Below are 22,013 nucleotides of genomic sequence, written 5' to 3'. Positions count from 1 at the left end.
GTTATCTCCGAATGCCTTCCAGGCTGACGTGAACATAATCAATCTGCCAAGTATCTTGGTTGACGCTATCGGGTCTGTAGGTGTCACCGCGGTTGCCGGCATCTTCCAACGCATCCATCGCTGCGCGTTCTTGATCGGTCTGCTGAACGGAGATCATCAACGGCATGCCCCCATCCGCGTCCAACCGAAGTGCCTCGCGATCGGTAATTTCGAACCGCAACACGCCACTCGGGTTCTTGATGGACTCAAGAGAAACAAATCGTTCGCCAACGCGACCCCTCACTTCCAAATTCCGCGAAGGCGCATTGACCTTGATGGTAACGATCGCACGCTCAAGTTGGCACGGCTGCAGTTCGGACGGAGGGATGCAGGTGATGGCGATATCCAACGGCCGATTGATTTGACTCGGCCATTGGCCTCGTTCGGCGTCAAAAAACGAAGAGACTCCGCTGGACCGATTCCATGGCTCTAACCGAACGAACGTGGCAGGAACGCTGAAACGCTCTCCCACGGCTGTCCGTTCGATACAGACCGGCAAGAGTGCCATCGCCGACCCGGTGCGAGCGTAGTCCCCGTCAATCGCCAATCCTGACTCGACGGGATCGGTCCACACAACGAGTGTCGGATCTCGTCCCACCAAAGGCGACCCCGCTCCCATCAATTGACGCATCAACTGCTGACGCACCTGCTGTGTGTCGGACAGCATGCTGTCGCTTAGGAATTGGTTCGGCGGCAAGGTGTCACCTGGTTCGCTCGTCGTCACCTTCGATGGGTCATCAAGATGCACGGCCAACGACGGGGAGCCCGCTGCCACAATCACCGCATCTTGACAACGATGGTCAGCCAACCCTTCGATGCTGCCCTGAAACCCCTTGCTGTTGAACCGGCCCCGAAATGACCACGGTTCTTGGACCGTAATGATGGAGTCGCTTTCGACATGTCGTACAATGCCCGGAGGCTGGGTAAGGTCGAGCCACTGAGCGGCACCGGAATCGTCCCAAACGATGCGGCTCAGTTCACCCGACGATTCTCGATGCACGAAACCCGCCGTGGTCGTCGCCGATGAGGTGATCCCCAACGATCGCGTGTTGTCGCTGTAGAGTGCGGAAACCGCATGGACTTGGACTTGAGAACTTTCCGGGACAACCTGAGCAATCTGTCCGGTCGCGATCGTGGCAGCAACCGACGACGTGTGCTGTTTTCCGATCGCGAACAAGGCACCGCCGGCGACGATTGCAGCACAAGGAATGATCCAAGCGAGGTGCTGAGACGATTGACGACGCCAAAGCCAAAAACCGATCAGCGCAACCACAGCAAGATGCCCCCCCAACACCACAGCAACCACGTTGCGTCCGGGGATCTTGTATCCAATCTGGTCCTCCAACAACGGGCTCAGAAGCTTCGAATAGGTGGGCGATTCCAGACGTCGAACAAAAAAGCGAGAGGAGATCGCCTGCATGGCGCCTGTCGATTTCCCTTCCTTAACCCATCCGCGCGCCCCAAGCGCCGTGAACAACACTTCACCGCGACCAAACCTTTTCCAAAAGGCAGCTGGCCAGCCATCAATCGTACAAGCAACGTCGTCGGATTCGGCGAAAACTCGCAATAGCTCGACAGGAGTTTCCGAAGACCAAGCTTCATTGCCAAGATTTCCCGACAAACCATAAACGTCAGGCAAACGGACCTCGAAGTCGCTTAACTCGACACGGTCCACAACACTGTAACACGGCGCCGTCCCCAGCAGTGCCGATACCGATTCGGCATCGACTTGATCGATCATGATCCAAACTCGCCCACCACCATGAAGCCACGATTGGAGGCGCGCGACTCCCACGCTGTCCTCAAGCAGTCGGTCGTTCGCAATCACGATCTGGTCGATCGGATCGAAGGTCCTCGCGCCCGGCGGAAGAAATCGTTCATTCAAATGAACCAACCCCAAGTCTTGCCCTGAGCTTCCCTGCCAATCTCGCGCGGTATAGATCGTGTCGATCAACAAACCCCGATGCTCAGGATCGGCTTCTCGCAAATCGGAAGAATCGAGGATGACCGCCGTTCGCGACGGCTCCCATGACAACAGCAACGAACGCTCACTGACCGGCATTCCGACAACGTTGGACTGGTATGACTCGCCTCGATCTCCATTCTTCACGTGAATCGACGACATATCTAATTGAACCTGACCCAACGGCAAGCCGCGGGGGATCTTGATCGGCAACCATGATCGACGAGTCGCATGGGGCGGGATCCAAATCCGGCGGGCATATTGCTGTTGACCATCATCGCCAAGCATCACCACGGCGGTCTCGGTGGCGTCAACGTCCGACCGATTAAACCCGCCGACCGATGCCGTCGCCCAACGCCCCGCAACGTTGCGTTGTGTCCCCCCGGGAGCGATCGAAAGCGTTACCTTGGGCGACGCCGTTGGGTCATCCGCATCATCAGACTGAGCGAGCGCCGTGGAACCGAATAGCACCGCGGCACCGCAAAACGATACCCATACCGCAAGAGGACGCAGCGCAACACGAAACATAAAAAACGGTTCCAACGATCAGGTGATAGAGATTCAACGCCTTCGCCAACTCGGCTTACGCAGTCTACTCGATCCGAGGTGCTCGATGTGATGCTCAGAGGGGCAAATCATCCGTAAGATGCAGATGATGGTTAAAGCCCTGGCTTAGGTGGCAAAACCGGTGCCTCGAACGGTTTGGATGCGTTGAGTTTAACGGTTCGCTTCCAAACCGCATCCGCTGTCGCGGCATACATCGTGTTCCCGTGCAGTCGCACATAGCAAACCCGTCGGCCCCACCCCGGCTTAGGAACGATTAAATTCACCCGGCCTGGCTGGTCAAATACTTGAATCCCCGATTCCGTTGCGCTCAGCAACCACCCCTCGGCACTGGTACACATCCCGTCGGCATGGCTTGCGGTACCCACGGCAGGAAGATGCAGATGAAAGTAGGGCTGCTTGAACCGTAACGATCCATCATCGGCAATCTGGTAGCTGTAGATAAAACGCCCATCAAAATGGGCAACATACAACAACGTTTGATCGGGGCTGACCGTGATGCCATTGCATCCATCAAAGGTGTCCACCACACGGGCCTTCTTCGTCGAGGGGTCAATCAACCACACTTTCTTTCCGACCGGATCGGTGACGTAGATCGACCCGTTGTTCAAAACCACCAAGTCGTTGCTGGCCAAACCCTCTACGACCACCTCGGAATTCCCAGTCTTCAAGTCCCAAGCCAGAATTTTCTTAAGCTTGCGACTCGCACCGTACAATCGTCCATCAGGCCCAAGCGCCAATCCGTTTGCTTCTCCCGAGTCTTCGATGAACAGCTCAGGTTCATGGCCGTCGACGACACGATAGATTTTTCCTGCTGGAACATCGCTGAAAAACAGTGTTCCCTGATCGTTGATCGCCAACCCTTCGGCCCATCGATACCCATCACCGATCTTTTCCCACCCAGCCCCGTTGACCAACATTTCGTTCGCCCGACTCGACGAGCGATCCCAATGCGTGGCAATCGGTTTGGGGTAGTCCTTCCACAACCATCGCATCGCGTCGGGAAAGATTGCTGCCCCATGGTGATGGTTATGCTGCCCCTCTCCCCATACATGATTGTGTTCGTACCCCGCCCAATCCAAGGCCCGGCTCAGGGTTTGGTTTGCCATCCACCAATCGCCAGCGTAAATATTCAGGTCATTCGACCCGTCCTGCAAAAAGATCCTCAGCGGCTTCGGTTCCGTTTTACGGACCCATGTCGCCAACTCGTCGCCACCGCGCAGTCCCACATAGGTTCCAATCATCGAATAGACGCGACGAAACGCATCGGGGCGGTTCCATGCAACGGCGAATGCAGCAATGGCCCCCGAACTGGCGCCACAAATCCCACAATCGTTCGGATCATCACTGATCGTCAGATCGTGATTTGATTCCACAAAGGGAATCATCTCTTCGAGTAAAAAGCGGGCGTAGCGATCGCTGACGTCGTCATACTCGAAAGAACGATTGAATCTTGGCAAGGCTTCTTCGTTCGCTGCCGGCACCACTCCCGGATTGATAAAGAGCCCGATCGTTGGCGGCATTGCGCCTTCTTCGATTAAGTTGTCAAAGACAATCGTGGCACGAGCCCCCCGATCTTCGCGACAGTAGTTCTTGCCATCTTGAAAGACCATGATCGGTGCCATGGTATCGGCATCCAACTGGACAGGAACGTAAACCCAATAATCCCGTTCGGTTCCCGGGAAAATCTGACTGTCAGCAAAAACTCCGTGAATCAGCTTTCCAACGGGAATGCCCTCGCTGCGGACCGCTTCGCGAGGAACAGGGTAATCAACCGCGTCTTCCGCAGCACCCATCGGCGAAGAGAGAAACGCTGTTACCGAAACACAAACCGCCAACGTGACTTGGCGCACCGCAACGAACCAACTTACCGTCATCGACATCTCAAACTAGCCTCGAAAAAGTGTCCTTGAACCACGCAACCTTCGCGATCACGCGAATCGCAGCGCCCGGCGACGATCCAGTCCCCGAGCGGTCGCTCGCCTCGCTGACCGCCGCACCGAACTAAACCGTTGCCGGATGAACATAGGGTGCTCGATAAGGTCGCCTTAGCTTCGCCGTTGCTTCTTCATCGCCAACGATCGTGTGCGTTGCTGGGTCAAACTCCAACGATCGGCCGAGGGACATCGAGTTGTTCGCCATGATGCATGACGCGCTACTGATATGGCCCTGCTCGATATCCGCAATCGGCTTGGTACGATGGTCGATCGCATCGAGGAAGTCTCGCATGTGTCCGCGGATTGCCGATGCGACATGCAACTCCAACCTCCAATCCTTCACATCCGACCGATCCATCGGGAACTTGTCCTCCTCGATCAGGGCTTCACCATGCAGCGGCTGACCACCGCCGTGTGGAATGAAGTCGTATTTCTGAACACTCAGCTTAAGCGTGCCCTTCGATCCATAAATGATCCCTGCCCAGGGGTATTCTGGATCTGGAGCCGACCCCCACGATCGGTGCGTCCAAACAACGTCGAGATCGTCAAATGCAAACGTCGCGGTTTGCGTATCCGTGATGTTTGCAATCGATTCCGTATCGACAAAGATCCCCCCACTGCTGCTGATTCGCTTCGGCCACCCCAAACCGAGTTGCCAACGGACCATATCCAACATGTGAACACACATGTCACCGACAATCCCATTCCCGTATTCCATAAACGCTCGCCACGATCGTGGGTGAATCAATTCGCTGTAGGGAATCTTCGGTGCCGGGCCCGCCCACGCCTCGTAATCCAAGTACTCCGGCGGCGCGATGGTCGGTGGATGCTTCCTCGCACGCATGTGGTAATAACAGCAGACTTCGGCATAGGCGATGTCACCCAAAAGGCCAGCATCCACCACCTTCTGTTTGGCTTCCATTAGATGCGGCGTACTACGTCGCTGCGTCCCGACTTGCACCACACGACCCGTGCGTCGGGCGGCGTCGAGCATTGCCTTGCTTTCCATCACATCGACGCCCGTCGGTTTTTGACAATAAACGTCCGCACCCGCTTCCACGGCCGCAATCATGGGCAGAGCATGCCAATGATCCGGTGTGCCAATCACGACAATATCGAGATCCTTTTCGGCGAGTAACGCTTCGTAGCTCGCGTACGTGCGGGGACGCTTCTTAGAAACCTGACGAGCTTCGAACAAATCAGCCGCCTCGCCAAGCATCTTCGAATCCACGTCGCACACAGAAACAATCTCAACCGGTTCGACATTCATCAATTGCAAGACGTCGCATTTTCCATACCAACCGGCACCAATCAAACCAACACGACGCGGCTTAAAGCTCGGAGCAGCATGTGCCGAAGAAGAAATCGCGGCCAACGAGGCGGCAGCAGCAGAACGATGCAGAAAGTCACGGCGGTCCATTAGAAGCGGGCTCCAGTAATCAGGCGGGAAAGGATGAAGGAAAACGAGCGAAGCAACAGGCTCGTCAAGTAGCGAAAACAACCGTGCTGACCCGACACCACGGGGACGCTACATGGGAACGGAAAGCGATGTTACAGTGAACGGCGACGTCAACAACCGAACGTTATGCCGCGTTCAGGCCCAGTATACCCGAAGCGACGTGCCGATTGACTCCCTGCCCACAAAAAGCACCTCCCTCCCCCAGAATCCTCGATTCTGAAAAACCTTGGTAGCAAGTCTCATGAAACACGGCTTTCGACTCGTCTGCCTGCTGGAAAGCGGGCCTGTGGCCGCAATGCCACTGACCGCTAACTCAAACCCCCAAGCCCCCGCGGCCAAATCCCGACGATGACTCGAATCGATTTCACGCTAGCCCGGATGATGCGTTGGAGTGGTAGGCTTTAGCCGATTGCGTGCTGAATCCTTGCTGAATCGGCTAAAGCCTACCACTCCAACGTGCGCAGTCTGTTTTTTACTCATTGGTTCTTAACGGCAAGCATTGCAATGCCCGCGGAGCAGGATCTCCGTGACTTCGCCCACTTTTTCACTCTCACGTCGGCTGCCGGCCGTCAATTTGACATCTTGAAGGCAAGAGACCCTACCACAGTCGACACACAAGAAATGGGGATGCCCACTCTCAACCTGCTCTCCGGAACCGATTGCCTCAAAACGCCAAACATGATCGCCAAGCTCACTGCGACGCAACAAGCCTGCTTCGCTCATGTCGTTCAAGTTGCGAAACGCGGTTGCTTTGTCGATTCCACTTGCCGCCAAATGATCGGCCACAAAGGCGTGGGTTTGTGGGGACGTCATCTGACGCAGCAACCTCAGTGTTGCAATTCGCGCGGGCGTCGCCCTCAGCCCCGCGTCGCGAATCGCATGCTTGACGTCGTCAACCGACTTGGATGGTTTGTTCATGGAATTACCATTTTCGCACTTGCACGCCAAAAATTCCCGATGCGCCCCTGCTTGGACACCGCTGGCTTTTCGGGTAGGTCAGAACTTAGTCTGACGAGAATCATGCTGCCAGGACCAATCCTGGACGGCAAAGGCCAGCACCCTTAACCTCGATTCCTCTTTTGGATAAAGCAGGCGGGGCCATCAGACCATCAACCTCAGCCAAGCCTTGATTCTATGCGAATGCAACCATTATGCAAGTAGACCCGCTGCCCTATATGCAAACCGTTTGCATCACCGTACATTGTGCAACATTGAATCGTGGATCTGAATCTCTGACTCTTGGAAAGGTCGCATGTCACCCGGAATCCTACTCGTCGTCTATTGTTTGCTGATTATCATCGCGTCCGTCGCCGGAGGACGGTTGTCGACAATCTTGAGAATGACCCATTTGCGGACCCAATTGTTGATGAGCGGCGTCGGTGGCTTGATGCTGGGCATCGCGATGCTGCATCTGCTACCGCATGGAGGTGAGATTCTGCAATCTGGCTCAAAGATGGGGATCGGCGGCTTGATCGGCTTGATCGTGATGTTCTTGTTGATCCGCTTGTTTCATACCCATGATCATGGTGTGCCGGTGGAAGACGACGCCGAGTCGGAAGGTTGCTCCCACAACCATCCCGATGGATCACACGATCATGATCACCATCATCATGATTCCAAAGGCCTCAGTTGGGCAGGGCTGTTTTTTGGACTTGCCCTCCATACGTTGGTCGACGGTGTGGCACTTGCCAGCAGCGTGTTGGCGGATGCCCAACATGGCGCTTGGCTTGGGTTAGCGGGCCTTGGAACCTTCTTGGCCGTCGCCTTGCATAAACCACTCGATGCGTTTGCCATCACTTCGGTCATGAACAAACAAAACTGGTCACCCACCGCTCAAAACATTGCGAACTTCTCGTTCTCGCTGGCTTGCCCGATCGGCGCCGCGTGCTTCTATGTCGGCGCGACCCAGTTTGCCGGAGAGCAGGCGATCCTAGGATGGGGCTTGGCAATCTCAGGCGGATTCTTCCTCGGCATCGCACTCGCAGACCTCTTGCCGGAGGTCGCTTTTCACGACCACGACCGAGGTAAACTGACCGCCGCGTTGCTTTTGGGGGTAGGACTTGCGGTTGTGATCGAGAACTTGCCGGGTCACAGCCATGGACCGCACCCGCAGCACAGTGCGGAACACGCACCGGACGAAGATCACGTCCATGACCATGGCTTCGAAGCAGACTCGGATCACACCCCCGACGACCATCAGGGCCATTCGCACTGACCCGATAAAGCTGGCTCCCCCTCGAGCCGATCAATTCCCCCGCGTCAATTCCCCCGTATCGTTCCATCCACAGAAATTGCCTTCGGATCGATCACCACGTGCTTGATTCGATTCCGTTTCCAGGTGTACGTAATATGAACGCTCCCATCCGCAGCCTGAATCATTGCCGGATAGCTGAACTCGGACTTTTCTTCGCGTTCGAGTTCACCCACGGGGCTCCAAGTTTGGCCATCGTCGGAAATGGCCAAACTTAAGATACCTCGTTTTCCCCAACCACTTGCACCTGAGTCAAGGGGATTGTAGAGGAGCAGATGGCGACCGTCGTCGAGCGTTACCGTTTCGATGCCTGCATTGGGGTTGGGCAGCTCGGTCGCTTGCATCTCGGACCACGATTGCCCCTGGTCCGACGATTCACTCGTAGCGATCACTCCTTCCTTTGTTCGACAGAGGATTTGAATCCGGCCATCAGGATGGGTAAGGAAGGTTGGTTGAATCGCATTGTACTCCGTTGCGTTGTTAATCGGTCCGATTCGGCCCCACGTACCGCTGGGCACACCATCAAGCAGGGTAACCGTCTCGAAATGGACGCGCCAACCATCGAACTCCGTAGACGATCCACACAACAACGTGTGGCCATCATCGAGCAACATCGGTTTGCATCGAACCGGCCCATCAATATGCTCTGGCAACCGCTTGCGTCCGACGAACGTTCGCCCTCGATCGTAGCTGACCATCATCTCGCCCCACCACGCATCCGGTTTTGGGCCAACTTTGAAGAACAACAACGTTGGCGCATCACCAGGCGGCTGATACAAGACGGGGTTCCAACACGGGTATCGCAAATCGCGATGCTGGACTCCATCCGCCACTTTGGTTGGACTTGTCCAACCTGTCCCATCGTGGTAGCTGGTCCAGATGCAGACGTCTTCTTTCCCTTCTTTGGTTCCACCAAACCAAGCTGCGACAAAACCACGAGTGGTTTCACAAATCGTCGATGCATGACACTGCTCGAACGGTGCCTTCGTGAAAACAAATTCTTCACGGATCAATCCTGGGAATTTGATGGTCTGCTGTGCATGAGGTGGGCGTGCCTGCGTTTGCTCGGCCGGATACGGAACACAATCCTGATGTGCAATGTAGTAGATCCGCCCATTCTCGCTCCCAACGAGCAAATCGGGTTGGCCATCACCGCTGAAGTCGGCAACAGCCGGGCTTGACGTGTGGCCTGCCACATTTCGCCGCGCCAAGTTCCCGATCTTCTTCATCACGATGTTGCCATCGCGGTCTTCACAATTGCGGTACCAAGTTGCATTTTCGGAATTGACCAAGACATCCAGCCGGGAATCACCATCCCAATCGACGACGGCCAATTTGACCCGTCCCGATCGCCCGCAACTGCCCGCGTTGAGTTGCAAGGGCCGGTTGTCTTCATCGACAAAGATGCGTTCCGCAACCCCACCGCCGCGACGAAGTGTCAAATAGCCTTGCTGGTCGAGCATCACCAAATCAAGCGTTTGGTCGACATCAAAGTCAATGGCCAAGGGCGTTGTACGCCACTGCGTTAAGGTCACCTCCGATGGCGTTTGCCACCAATACCATTTGGGCGGCAATTCGCGGATCCCTGTGTCGAACTTGGCTTCCTGTAATACCCCCGAGTCGTTTTGCAACAGCCCGACCCGTCCGAGAATCGAGTTGTACACAATATCACCATCCCCATCGTCGTCCCAATCCGCAACCGACAACGTCGTGTAGCCCCACTTTGCCTCACACGGTCCCTGGATCGAACCGGCGGGGCCGGCCATGACTCGGAACGGTGCAAGCTGCCCCTGCTCCGTCTTGGACTGCAGCAGCACGGGGGCATTCCATTTCGGCAAACCCTTTTCGCCTTCGCCCAAATTCTCGAACCATCCAATCGATCCGGCGGTGTTGCCACAAAGGATGTCCTCGTCACCGTCCGCGTCCCAGTCGTAGACGAAAGGGGTGGCCAGTGCTCCGAACTTCAGCGTGTCCGCCTGCTGCCGGAAGTAGCGAGGTGCGTCGAACACAGGAGTGCGATCGTTCCATTGGCCCGTGTTGTTGACTAGCGCGACGCGACCGTCTTCATCACCGACAATCAAATCCAAATCCCCGTCGCAATCCCAATCAATCGCCGTCGGCGTGATCATCTGCAGATGCATCGCCAACGGTTCACCGTCGGAGTTGGTCAATTTCTGTCCCGCAGCATAACTGGGCTGCTGTCGTGATCCGGTGTTCTGGAAATAGGTAAAGCCGTCGAGAAACTCACCACAGAGCAGATCAAGGTCACCATCACCGTCGAAGTCCGCCAGATTGGGGCATGGCCATCCATAGACGTCAATCTCACCACCTCCCGCCGCTAACCGTTGCGGAGTTTTCTCGTAGACAGGCTTTTCATCGGTGCCTTCGTTCGCGATCAGATAAACGTATCCGTGAAGCGGACCATTGCGCCAAACACCACGGTTGTCGTAGGCATGATCCCAGCCGAGATCCGACCAATCACCACAGCCCACAATAAGGTCGTGGTCGCCATCACCGTCATAGTCAACGTATCGCCACATGTTGCCGCGTACGCGTCCTTTGGACTGGCTATTGGGGTTCGTGATCGCATCGATCTTGACCGGCTTGCTGAAATCAAATTCTCCGCTGGCAGGATCTCGTCGGAACTCCTTCCCAGGTGTCAGAACGACCGATTCCTCACCAACGACGCTGAGCATCATGTACTGGTAGCCGTTACCGATGCGAACCCCCGGCTTAAAGATCGGCATCGCTACGCTTGCATCCTGGGACGGATTCTCAAAGAAGTAGGTTCCGTTGGAGGGCTTATCGGGGCAACCGACGAGCAAGTCCATATCCCCATCGTTGTCATAGTCGATCGGCAAGGGGAACGCCCATAAGCCGACACCAAGATCCACTTCCAAGCCAGGATGATTGTATTGGAGCGGTTGCAGCTTCCACTGCAATTCTTCGGCATGAACACTGCCCCATACTACCAAGCCAAGTAGAAAAAAAGTTGTTCTCATCAGTACACCCGCATTCATCATGTTCAAACCACCACCGGGCTAGTTTGCAGGCGGACAGCCTACACGACAACATCGATTGTCCGGTCGTTCGTTAGACTTCGATTGCAACTCGCAGCGTTTGACGCACCCAGGCAAACCTGCACCATCGACGTGGCCCAGGAAGACTCGATCTCACGATCACTACGACCGACATGAGTGTAACAACTTCGCTAGCCGTTTTTGTCAAAGTAGCCAAAAAGATTGATCAAGGAGTACCAAACCGGCAGAGCCGAAGTAATCTTAGAGGTGTACGAGGGACGCAAAACAGCTGCGACATACTCACCAAGATATTAAGCGTCCCCCCGTGCGAGGCGTGGTCGGTCTTTCGGGATCGGCCTCGCCTTTTTTTATGCCTCCCTCTCGGCGTTCGTCGCTTCCAGCTCGGTTCAATGCGACACTCTGCCACGCTACGGTGACCCAACAACCGGCGAAACAACAAACTTTGTAGAGGGGCCCGTGAATCTTATCGCGGAAACGGTATCCTGGTGGGTGATTTGCTTAACCCCACTCACCTTTTTGCCGCGGAATCTGCTGTGAATTCGTCTGCCACTGAACTACACGACAAAAAACGCCCCCAAACGGATCTTGAAGTCAAAGATGCTCAGTTGATTTTCAACTCGGTCTGGAAGCGACTGGAGGACGAATATGGGCGAGAAAAACTCCATTTCCCAAAAGAGTTGATCCTACTCGGTGGTGCACCGGGGGCAGGAAAGGGGACCAACACGGACTACATCCGCAAAGTTCGCGACATCGCGTCGGAACCTATCGTCGTGAGCCAATTGCTTAGTAGCCCTGAGGCGGAAAAGCTTAAGGCCCGTGGGTCCATGGTCGGTGATACCGAAGTCGTGAACATCCTACTTCACGAATTGCTGAAACCCGAATACCAAACCGGTGCGATTCTCGACGGGTTCCCACGAACGAAGGTCCAAGTCGAATGTTTGAAGATGCTCAACGATGAAATGAAAAAGCTGCGGCGAGAATTCGCAGGGACCCCTGAGCAAGTTCATTTCAAACAACCCTGCTTTCACATCATGGTCCTGTTCGTTGATGAAGCCGAGAGTATCGCTCGCCAATTGAAGCGAGGCCGCCAAGTGATCGCTCACAACGAAGAAGTCAAACGCACTGGCATTGGGACGCTATGGGAAGAACGCCCAACCGATTTCAACGAAGACTTGGCTCGGAACCGGTACCGCGTCTTCAAAGAGCAGACCTACGACGCATTGGTGTCGCTCAAGCAAATCTTCCACTACCACTTTATCAACGCGCAAGCGCCGATGGATGTGGTGAAGGATAACATCTTCCAAGAATTGGAATACCAAAGTTCGCTGGAACTGGATCCGCGAACCTTCCACAGCGTATCGCGGATTTCCCTGGCGAGCGATATTCTACTGCACGCTCGCCGAGATCTCGTCAGCCGGCTCGACAGCTACGAGATCAAGGAAGGCGAGCTGTTCCACCAGGTGATTGAGCTGATCGAGCAAAAAATGATGCCGATCGTGATTCGCCATGCGATTTCTGGCTACTGCAGCATCAACACCGAAGATGCGGTTCTGGAGAATCCGTTGGCGCTAAAGATGCTGATCGATGTCTTTTCGGAACGTGGCTTTCATGCCAGTGTTGACCTACAACGAGATGAAGTCCCGATCCGTTTTGACCTGCAGACGGGCGAAGTGCAATGTCGGCAAAAGAAGGTCTATCGAATCGCCATCCGCTTTCGAGGCTCGGAAATTCGTCGCGGCTAACTGGAACAGCGACGTTAGATGAGCGGCAAGACGCTAGCCGCCGGTATTTCGTACCGGCAGAGTCGGCGGCAAGGCGCTAGCCGCTCTGTCCGAGATTGATTCGGCAAATCACAGCAAATCGCCCACAAAGCGGCAATGTCCATCGAGGGCATTTTCGACAATCGTATCGTCGCTTGAGAAAGGGCCGTTTGAGAAAGCCAGGTCGAGGGAGCGCGGCAGCCACCTCCAAAACTCGGGTCCGGTATAATCAGACGGCTTCACATTTCCTCTCTTCTTACTACAAGGTCAGATCCCGTGGATTTTGTCAAAAAGCACATCGTCAAGCCTGGGGAATCGGTCAATTTGAAGTCCGTCAGAACCGAGCCGGACGGTCCGTTTGAAGGAAAAGAAGAAGCGAGAGAGTACGTCGAAGAAACGATCCAGAAGCTGCGTGCGTTGCAGTATCGCTTGTACGTTGAAGGCAAGCAGTCCCTGTTGATCGTGTTGCAGGCGCCGGATGCGGCCGGCAAGGATGGACTCATTCGCAAGACCCTGGGGCGAATGAACCCACAGGGTGTTCGGAGTTACCCGTTCAAAGTACCGACGCCCATCGAACAGGCTCATGACTTTTTGTGGCGCGTCCACCAATGCACTCCTGCGGCCGGTCAAATCTCGATTTTCAACCGCTCTCATTACGAGGATGTGTTGGTCGTACGTGTTGAAGACTTGGTACCCAAGCGTGTCTGGAGCAAACGCTACGAGATCATCAATCAATTCGAAAGCTTGCTAGCTGAACGTGGAACTCGCATTCTAAAATTCTACTTGCACATCAGCCCAAAGGAACAACTCGAACGATTCAAAGAACGATTGGACTATCCTGAGAAGCATTGGAAATTGAACGTAGGCGATTACGAAGCGCGCGACCGGTGGCCCAAGTATCTTGAAGCGTACGAGGACGTGTTCAAGAAATGCAGCACCAAGGATGCGCCATGGTTCATCATTCCTGCAGATAAAAAGTGGTACCGCGACGCGGCAGTGGCCAGTATCGTTCACGAAACATTGCAAGAGATGGATCCACAATTGCCGACGGTCCAGGTTGACCTGGATGAAATTCGCCGGTTGTACGAACGGGAACTGGCAGAAATGGACAACGATTGATTCGATCGTGAGGATTGCTCCCATCATTGGATTGACGATGCGAATTCGTAACCTAGGTTTGGAGTGGGTGTTTCGAATGAAAGCAACCTCGGCTGGAAAACTCGGTTTCCGTTCGTAGCGAGCGGGTAGTGCTTCGTCACAACGAAGAGCTAGGGTTGCCCGTTGTGGATCTTGCTAACGGCGTGTTGATTGAATCGCTTTCTCGACGTCGTGGTGGCCTTCTTGCCGCTACGACTTTCAATCGACAAGCTGTTAAAGATCCCCGTGTCGTAGGATCATTAACAAGATCCACGACCCCAAAAATTCAGCTGTGACAAGGAACTCGCATTCATTTGCCTCGGTACGCTCCTGCCCGCTGCCAGTCGCATCCTCCTTCACGAACCATTCCGGCAAACGCGGCAATGCGATGACGAAACGACGCTCCCTTCCTTGGCTACCATCGCGACGTTGGCTGCTCTTGCCGCCTGTGATTTTGGGGATCCTCACCATTGTCGCGTTTGTGACAAACCGCAAACCGTTGGTACGTGTTCCCGATGCCGAGGTGGCGACACCCGTCCGTGTCCTGCAAGCGGTACGGCAAAGCATCGCCCCGGTGGCGAAAGGTTATGGGACAGCCAAGCCGAAACGCATTTGGTCCGCCGTGACCGAGGTCTCGGGCGCCATTGTCGAAACCCACTCTGATTTGCGTTCCGGAAACCGTGTTGCCCAGGCTGAGCAGCTCGTCAACATCGATGACGAAGATTACCGGCTGTTAGTCTCACAGCGACAAGCCGACTTACAAAATGCGTTGGCGGCGGTCGACGAACGGGAAGCGGCCGCCCAGGCCGATCGGCTGTCGTTAGAGATTGAGCAAAACCTACTTCGTGTGACCGAAAAAGACTACAAGCGATTTGACCAGTTGCAGGGAAACTCGGCCGCATCGTTGTCCGAAGTCGAAAAGGCTCGTAGCGACTTATTGCGACAAACCCAATCGGCTCAACAACTGCGCAACTCCTTGGCGGTTTCGCCAGCCCAGATCGCGGCCGCAAAAGCGAAGGTTGCCCTCGCGGAAGCAAGATTGACGGAAGCGAAACGCGATCTCGCGCGGACAACCATCGTGGCACCTTTTGCCGGTGTGCTGTCCGGCGTTGACGTCGAGCCGCTACAGGTGGTCGCTAGCGGAGCGAAATTGTTTGAAGTTCACGATACCGACACGATCGAAATTGAGGCACAATTCTCCCTCGCGCAAATCACAACGCTGCTGATGGCTCCGTCCAATGTCTCAAGTCGAGGCGAAAAAGCCAATTCGCGGCGGTCCCCAACCGGAAACTTGTCAGCAATCGAAGCCCATCGTCTCACCGCGGTCGTCACGGCTCGCAGTGGTCAAGTCGAGATGAGCTGGACCGGCAAGCCGATTCGAATGAGCGAAGCGATCAATCCTCAAACCCGAACGCTTGGCGTGGTGGTCGAAGTGGACAATACAACCCAGCGATCACGGGTTACGTCGCCGGTTCGCCTGCATCCCGGCTTGTTTTGCGAAGTGACCCTATCGCCATCCGAAACGTCTCTCGTGATCACGATCCCTCGAACCGCGCTGACCTCAGGCGTCCAGCCGTCAACCAACCGTGGCCAGGTGTTGATCGTGGATCAAAATAATCGATTGTCACGACGCGAAGTGTCACTCCGATTTTCAAGTGAGAAGTGGCTGGTTGTGACCGATGGAATTGACGAAGGCGAATTGGTCGTGATGGTACCACCAATCCCTGCGATTGATCAGATGTTGGTGCTGCCCGAGATCATGGCAGCCGAGGACCAGAAGTCCGTGCTCGAGCCGCCGGCGACGGAGAATCGCAGATGATCGCCTTTTTTGCAAAGCACCCAACTGCGGCCAATCTCTTAATGGTTTTGATGTTGGCGATCGGGGTGCTGAGCATGACAAAGTTGCGCCGCGAAACCTTCCCCGATGCAGCTGCAGTGGAAGTCGAAGTCGCAGTGCCATTCCCAGGGGCGACATCACAAGAGGTTGAAGAAACGATTGTCGACCGGTTGGAAGATGCACTTGAAGGTGTCCAATACGTCAAAGAGATGCGTGGCGTCGCGATGATGAACGTTGGCCGCGTCACGCTAAAAATGACCGACACCGGCGATTACGTTACGTTCCGAAATGAAATCGACAATGCGGTCAGCGGCATCGACGACTTTCCCGAACAAGCCGAAGCGCCAATCACAAAACGACTGAACACCAAGGATCCGGTGCTCGATGTTCTCGTCGATGGCCCCATGGAGGCCCCCGACTTGAAGACGTACTGCGAGCGGCTGAAAGACCGGCTGCTCGCGTCAGACGGAATCTCGGAGGTCGAGATCACAGGTTTTTCGGACCACCTGTTGCGGGTTGAACTGTCGCGTGAAGCACTGCTTCGATACGGCCTCAGCCCCGCCGAAGTGTCAGCATCCATTTCCCGGCAAAGCATCGATCTGCCCGCAGGCCGCCTGGAGGCGGACGAGACAACTTTGGTTCGCGTCAAAGAAAGTCGCAAGACCCAGGCGGCACTTGAATCGATTGTGCTATCCGGCCAGCAAGGTGCCGCGGAGATCCAACTCGGTGATATCGCCGACGTACTCGACGAGTTCGAACTCGACGAAGACCGAATCGAAGTCAACGGCCGACGCGCCGCAGTGCTCAAGATACTCAAAGGCAAAACCGAAGACGTCATCAAGGTAGCGGAATCGACCCAGGCAATCTTGCAACAAGAACGCGAGCGACATCCTCAAGTCACGTTGACCGTGATCAACGACATGTCCCAACTCGTCGAGGATCGCATTGGGCTGCTGGTCAAAAACGGCCTACAAGGCTGTGTGCTGGTATTTCTGGTGATGTGGTTGTTTTTCAGCGCCCGATTGTCCTTTTGGGTCGTCATCAGTCTACCCGTGTCGTTTCTCGCCGCCTTCGCCGTCGTACCGCTGTTTGGCTTGACCATCAACATGTTGACGATGGTAGGACTGTTGATGGCCTTAGGCTTGTTGATGGATGATGGGATTGTGATCGCCGAGAATATCGCCCGGCGTCGATTGGAAGGAGAATCGGCAATGGATGCCGCGATCAATGGTGTGCGAGAGGTAGCCACCGGCGTCTTTTCATCGTTCTTGACGACCTGCTGCGTCCTCGGGCCGCTGATGTTCCTTAGCGGAGAACTCGGTCGAGTGCTTAAAGTGTTGCCGATGATGTTGTTGTTGGTGCTATGCACAAGCTTGGTCGAAGCGTTTCTGATTCTGCCGTCGCATCTCGGTCATTCCCTTGCTCACGCCAACACCGAACGACGCAACTGGATTCGTGTTCGTGTTGATTCCATGATTGATGCGGGGCGTGAATTGTGTGGCAGAATTGTCAGCTTAGCCATTCGCTGGCGTTACCTTGCTGCTGGCCTTGTTGTCATGGCTTTCCTGATCACCGTCGGGTTGTTGGTCGGCGGGGTCGTTCGCGGCCAAGTCTTCCCCGATCTTGAAGGTGACGTGATCGAAGCACGTGTCTTGATGCGTCCTGGCACGCCGCTGGCGCGAACGCAGCAGGTGATGGACCAACTTGGCGAAGCCCTTGCAAAGACGAACGAAGTGTTCAAGCCGAGCCAACCCGAGGGTCGTGACTTGGTAGAAACCAGCTACGTTCGTTTTAATCACAACATCGATGCCTTCGAAACCGGTGCCCATGTCGCCACGTTTACAGCAGATCTGCTGGCGACCGAACAACGTGACGCCCGACTTGTCGACGTGATCCAGGTGTGGAAACAGCAGTTCGGGAGCGTCTCCGACGCGTTGAGTGTTACCTTCGACGAACCCGCGATCGGCCCTGCTGGCCGTGCACTAGAAATTCAATTATCGGGGTTGCCGTTGGAGGAACTGGATCAGGTGTCCGAAGAGGTGCAAGCGTATTTCCGGACCTTCGATGGCGTGTACAACATGACCGACGATTTGCGTCAAGGTGAAAGTGAGCTGTTGGTCCAACTTCGCCCCGGCGTTGTCGGGCTTGGCATAAGCACAACGGATCTCGCGACACAACTGCGAGGTTCGTTTCAAGGTTTGTTGAGCGATCAGATTCAAGTCGGCAGTGAAAGCTACGATGTCGAGGTTCGATTCTCAGACTTGGATCGCAACAGTTTGATGGATCTTTACGATTACTTGGTCTTCTTGCCCAGCGGACAAACCGTACCGTTGTCGGAAGTCGCGACAATCAGCGAATCGAAAGGCTGGTCGCGGATCGCGCACTTTGATGGTCAACAGGTTCTCGTCGTGATCGGAAACATCGACTCAGAACGCAGCAATGCCATGGCAATCCTAGGCCAGTTCAAAGCCGAGATCATTCCAAAGTTGGTCGACACCTATCGCGGCTTGAAGGTGAGCTTCAAAGGCGAAGCCGAACGCGGATCCGAAACCGGTGCCTCCTTGGCTCGAGCGGCCGTGATCGGTTGCCTAGGAGTCTTCATTATCTTGTCGTTTCAATTTCGCAGCTACATCGAACCGATCATCGTGATGGTGGCGATCCCCTTCGCATTTGTCGGTGTCGTCTGGGGACACCTCGCGTTCGGGATACCACTCAGCTTGCCGAGTGTCATGGGCTATGCATCCTTGGCGGGCATTGTCGTCAACGATTCCATCCTGCTGGTCCTGTTTCTCAAAGCGGCGCGCCAACAGGGCGTACCGGTGATCGAAGCCGCTGAGGGCGCCAGTCGGACGCGGTTTCGAGCTGTCATGATCACTTCCTTGACAACCATCGCCGGTTTGTCACCGCTGCTGCTTGAACGCAGTCTACAAGCTCAAGTGTTGATCCCGATTGCAATCAGTATTTGTTGCGGGTTGCTCGCATCAACGCTGTTGGTGTTGGTTGTCATTCCCTCGCTCTACGTGATCCTGTCCGATCATGGCTGGACCCGCTAGAGCATTGCGATTCACATAGCGGATGAACCGGGCTCGTTGCATCGATCAAATCCTGGATCGAAACGCTGGCGAAGGCAGCTTCGGTAGCCGCATAGGCCTTGTCAATCGCGTCATGAAGGGGACACAGATCGTTATGAGATTGCAGCCCCAATGGGCAGGTCTGAATCCGCTCGATTGGCGAGACCGCATTGACGGTGTCCAAGATGGTGATCTCCTTGGGTTTCCTCTTCAATTCATAACCGCCACCGGGCCCCGGTCTCGATTGAACCAAGCCCTTTGACGCCAACTCCTGCAACACTCGAGTCAAATAGCGTCTCGGCACCTTGGTCTTTTCGGCGAGCAGATCGGCCGAAGCCGGGATTCCAATCTGGCCGCCCATGCAAGTGATCGCCCGAAGCGCATATTCGGCTGTCTTGGAAAGCATGAAGGAGTGGTCCTGGTTGTTCGATCGAAATTGCCTTGCAGCGGTGGTTTGCTTGCCAATACTCTTGCTTCGTTGTTAAAAAAATGCAAGACCCTGGCGGCGGATTTGCCGCAACACGACTTCACGGATATATTCCACCCAAACATCCACCGCGATGTGTCATCCTCTTCGCCTTTCCCCTTTTTTGTCAAGAGCGTTCGCGATGGTCCGCTGCTTACCGCGTTTTTCGCTGTATCTATTCCTCGGAAGTCTGTTCTTTGCCGACGGTGGATTTGCGACGAGCCCCGTGGAGTTCTGGCTCACCGATCCGGGTGGCAACGCCCGGTTCGAGAACCAGGCCGATCGTATCACCGCCTCACAATTGGCGGCCAAGCCCATAGCCATTGAACTGGATTCAAAGGCTCGCTTTCAAACGATCGACGGTTTTGGATGCACTCTGACCGGCGGTAGCGCACAGCACTTGTTGCGGATGAGCGATTCCGCTCGCGCCGCCTTATTAGAAGAATTGTTCGCCAGCAACGGGACGAACATCGGCATGAGCTACCTAAGACTCAGTATTGGAGCCTCCGACCTGAACGATCGTGCCTGGACCTATGACGACCTCATCGAGGGCCAAACCGATCCATCCCTCAGCCAATTTTCGTTGCGACAAGACCGTGCCGATGTGATTCCGGTACTGAAACAGATCATGACGATCCAGCCAGAGATCAAATTGATGGGATCGCCATGGTCGGCCCCAGCCTGGATGAAGACCGAGTACGATTTACGAGGTGGCAGTTTGAAGAAAGAGCATTTTGGTGTCTACGCGGATTACTTTGTCAAATACATCGAAGGCATGCGGGCCGAGGGGATTTCGATCGATGCCGTGACGCCACAGAACGAACCGCTGCACCCCGGCAACAACCCCAGCATGTTCATGAGTGCGGAAGACCAGGCGGAGTTTATCGGCATCCACCTGGGCCCCGCCTTCGAGCGAGCACGAATCGCAACCAAGATTGTTTGCTACGATCACAACGCCGATCGCCCGGATTACCCGTTGACCGTTTTGCAGGATCCCATTGCCAATCGTTACGTCGACGGGTCGGCGTTCCATCTTTATGCTGGGTCCATCGATGCGCTGCAACAGGTGCATGACGCCTTTCCCAGCAAGCATCTCTACTTCACGGAACAATGGACCGGAGCCCCCGGGAACCTTGCTGGCGATTTGGCGTGGCACATCAATGAGCTAACCATCGGTGCGACGCGCAACGGATGCCGCGTGGTGCTGGAATGGAATCTGGCAAATGGACCTGATCATCAACCGCATACGGATCGTGGCGGCTGCGATCGATGTCTTGGAGCGATCACGATCGATGGAGACAAGGTGACCCGCAATCCTGCGTATTACGTCATTGCTCACGCGTCGAAGTTTGTAGTGCCGGGTTCAACACGGATCGCATCAACCACGTCCAACGACCTACCGAACGTCGCTTTCCAAACGCCCCAGGGAAAATTCGTCGTGATCGTGCTCAATCGAGGACACGCATCACAGGCCATTGTCATTCACGAGGGTGATGACAGCATCTCGGCAACGCTGCCGCCCGGTGCGGTGGGGACGATCGTTTGGAAAAACGACGAAAACGCTACGGAATAGCTTTCAGTGCATCGCGAATCACTGCGGGGCGATTGGTCGTAATTCCAACAGCACCGAGATTGGCATAATACTTGGCCTCGTCAGGCGAGTCGATGGTCCAAACGTGGAACGTGCTGCACCCACCCGCGAGAAGCCTATCAATGAATGGTTGGTCAATTAAATCCACCATCCCCTTCATCCCCACCCCATCGGCACCAGATCGCCGCACCGTGTCCGCGATCTGCTCTGGCGTGGGCGACCAACTGCCTCCCTTTTCCACTTGCTTGAAACTGGTCAGCCAGTGAACCTCAACGTCCGGCATCCGTTCCTTACATGCTTTCACATTGGCTTCATCGAACGCGATAATCAACAACTTGATTTTCGAGTGATCGATGCGATCCAGTTCTCGCTTCAAGGGTTCAACAATTCGAACATCGCTCTTCAGCTCAATCACAAAAGTGCGACCTTCCGGAACCGTCGCCATCACGTCCGCGAAGGTCGGTATCCTTTCTCCGTTCCACTTCGCACCCTTCCAATTGCCCGCGTCCAGTTCTCGAAGCTCTGCTAATGTGGAAGATTCGACGTTGACGTCCTGAGCTGTCGTCCGCCGAGTCGTCTTGTCGTGGATGCACACGATCTCAGAGTCGGACGCTAAATAGAAATCGCCTTCGATCCCGTCTGCTTGTTGTTCCCATGCCAACTGGAACGCCGCAACCGTGTTTTCGGGCGCGTCCTCCGATGCCCCTCGGTGTCCGACAATCATCTGAGCATGGACAAGGCCCGTTACACCCATGCCTGCCAGACACGTGACCCCGAAAACAACAATCGTCAGCCAACGCAATGGGTGCGCCGACGCTCTACCAAACAAACGCCAATCGAAAGACATGAAGATTCGCCCATCAGGGTTTCGGACTCGGTTTCAAACCACGCCCGGTT

At 55.2% G+C, this 22,013-nt stretch carries 13 protein-coding genes; 6 read left to right on the top strand and 7 right to left on the bottom strand.

The annotated features are described in order from the left end of the window. Window position 1 precedes the first annotated feature (1 nt). The 4 genes from Poly41_RS06360 to Poly41_RS06345 all read right to left on the bottom strand — a co-directional run bounded on the left by Poly41_RS06360 (window position 2) and on the right by Poly41_RS06345 (window position 6,880). Window positions 2–2,530 (bottom strand): hypothetical protein, encoded by a 2,529-nt coding sequence (locus Poly41_RS06360; protein WP_146525106.1) that lies wholly within the window; start codon window positions 2,528–2,530, stop codon window positions 2–4. A 131-nt stretch (window positions 2,531–2,661) separates the two neighbouring features. Beyond that, window positions 2,662–4,449, bottom strand: coding sequence for an SMP-30/gluconolactonase/LRE family protein (locus Poly41_RS33850; protein WP_197231109.1), 1,788 nt, complete (start codon window positions 4,447–4,449; stop codon window positions 2,662–2,664). A 121-nt stretch (window positions 4,450–4,570) separates the two neighbouring features. Beyond that, complete coding sequence (locus tag Poly41_RS06350; RefSeq protein WP_146525105.1) at window positions 4,571–5,923, bottom strand: Gfo/Idh/MocA family protein; 1,353 nt, start codon at window positions 5,921–5,923, stop codon at window positions 4,571–4,573. Between the two features lie 525 nt (window positions 5,924–6,448). Next, on the bottom strand, window positions 6,449–6,880 hold the full coding sequence (locus Poly41_RS06345) for a Fur family transcriptional regulator (RefSeq protein ID WP_146525104.1): 432 nt from the start codon (window positions 6,878–6,880) through the stop codon (window positions 6,449–6,451). 334 nt (window positions 6,881–7,214) lie between these two features. On the opposite strand from Poly41_RS06345, the gene Poly41_RS06340 reads away from it, so the two are divergent. Beyond that, window positions 7,215–8,177, top strand: a complete 963-nt coding sequence (locus Poly41_RS06340) for a ZIP family metal transporter (RefSeq protein ID WP_146525103.1) — start codon at window positions 7,215–7,217, stop codon at window positions 8,175–8,177. 44 nt (window positions 8,178–8,221) lie between these two features. Here Poly41_RS06340 and Poly41_RS06335 read toward each other — a convergent pair whose 3' ends face one another. Then, entirely contained in the window at window positions 8,222–11,215 is a 2,994-nt protein-coding gene (locus Poly41_RS06335; protein WP_146525102.1) for an exo-alpha-sialidase, read from the bottom strand. A 572-nt stretch (window positions 11,216–11,787) separates the two neighbouring features. Here Poly41_RS06335 and Poly41_RS06330 point away from each other — a divergent pair. The 4 genes from Poly41_RS06330 (at window position 11,788) to Poly41_RS06315 (ending at window position 19,041) form a co-directional block, all read left to right on the top strand. Continuing rightward, window positions 11,788–12,996 carry a nucleoside monophosphate kinase gene (locus tag Poly41_RS06330; RefSeq protein WP_146525101.1) on the top strand — a complete coding sequence of 403 codons (1,209 nt, stop codon included), beginning with the start codon at window positions 11,788–11,790 and terminating at the stop codon, window positions 12,994–12,996. A gap of 294 nt (window positions 12,997–13,290) precedes the next feature. Next, complete coding sequence (locus Poly41_RS06325) at window positions 13,291–14,133, top strand: polyphosphate kinase 2 family protein (RefSeq protein WP_146525100.1); 843 nt, start codon at window positions 13,291–13,293, stop codon at window positions 14,131–14,133. 406 nt (window positions 14,134–14,539) lie between these two features. Next, window positions 14,540–15,970: an efflux RND transporter periplasmic adaptor subunit gene (locus tag Poly41_RS06320; RefSeq protein WP_146525099.1), complete on the top strand. Its 1,431-nt coding sequence runs from the start codon at window positions 14,540–14,542 to the stop codon at window positions 15,968–15,970. After that, the gene (locus Poly41_RS06315) at window positions 15,967–19,041 is read left to right on the top strand and encodes an efflux RND transporter permease subunit (protein WP_146525098.1); all 3,075 of its coding nucleotides are present in this window, start codon (window positions 15,967–15,969) and stop codon (window positions 19,039–19,041) included. Before Poly41_RS06320 ends, Poly41_RS06315 begins: the two co-directional genes overlap by 4 nt. Here Poly41_RS06315 and Poly41_RS06310 read toward each other — a convergent pair. Then, window positions 18,992–19,465, bottom strand: coding sequence for an Rrf2 family transcriptional regulator (locus tag Poly41_RS06310; protein ID WP_146525097.1), 474 nt, complete (start codon window positions 19,463–19,465; stop codon window positions 18,992–18,994). The genes Poly41_RS06315 and Poly41_RS06310 overlap by 50 nt on opposite strands. Window positions 19,466–19,667: 202 nt before the next feature. On the opposite strand from Poly41_RS06310, the gene Poly41_RS06305 reads away from it, so the two are divergent. Continuing rightward, complete coding sequence (locus tag Poly41_RS06305; RefSeq protein WP_146525096.1) at window positions 19,668–21,098, top strand: glycoside hydrolase family 30 protein; 1,431 nt, start codon at window positions 19,668–19,670, stop codon at window positions 21,096–21,098. Here Poly41_RS06305 and Poly41_RS06300 read toward each other — a convergent pair. After that, on the bottom strand, window positions 21,088–21,963 hold the full coding sequence (locus Poly41_RS06300) for a glycerophosphodiester phosphodiesterase family protein (protein ID WP_231615461.1): 876 nt from the start codon (window positions 21,961–21,963) through the stop codon (window positions 21,088–21,090). The two genes, Poly41_RS06305 and Poly41_RS06300, sit on opposite strands and share 11 nt — an antisense overlap. Window positions 21,964–22,013 lie beyond the last annotated feature (50 nt).

The organism is Novipirellula artificiosorum, from assembly GCF_007860135.1.
Taxonomy (GTDB): domain Bacteria; phylum Planctomycetota; class Planctomycetia; order Pirellulales; family Pirellulaceae; genus Novipirellula_A; species Novipirellula_A artificiosorum.
Note: the sequence above shows the minus strand (reverse complement) of the source record. Positions and strands in the feature narration are given on the sequence as shown.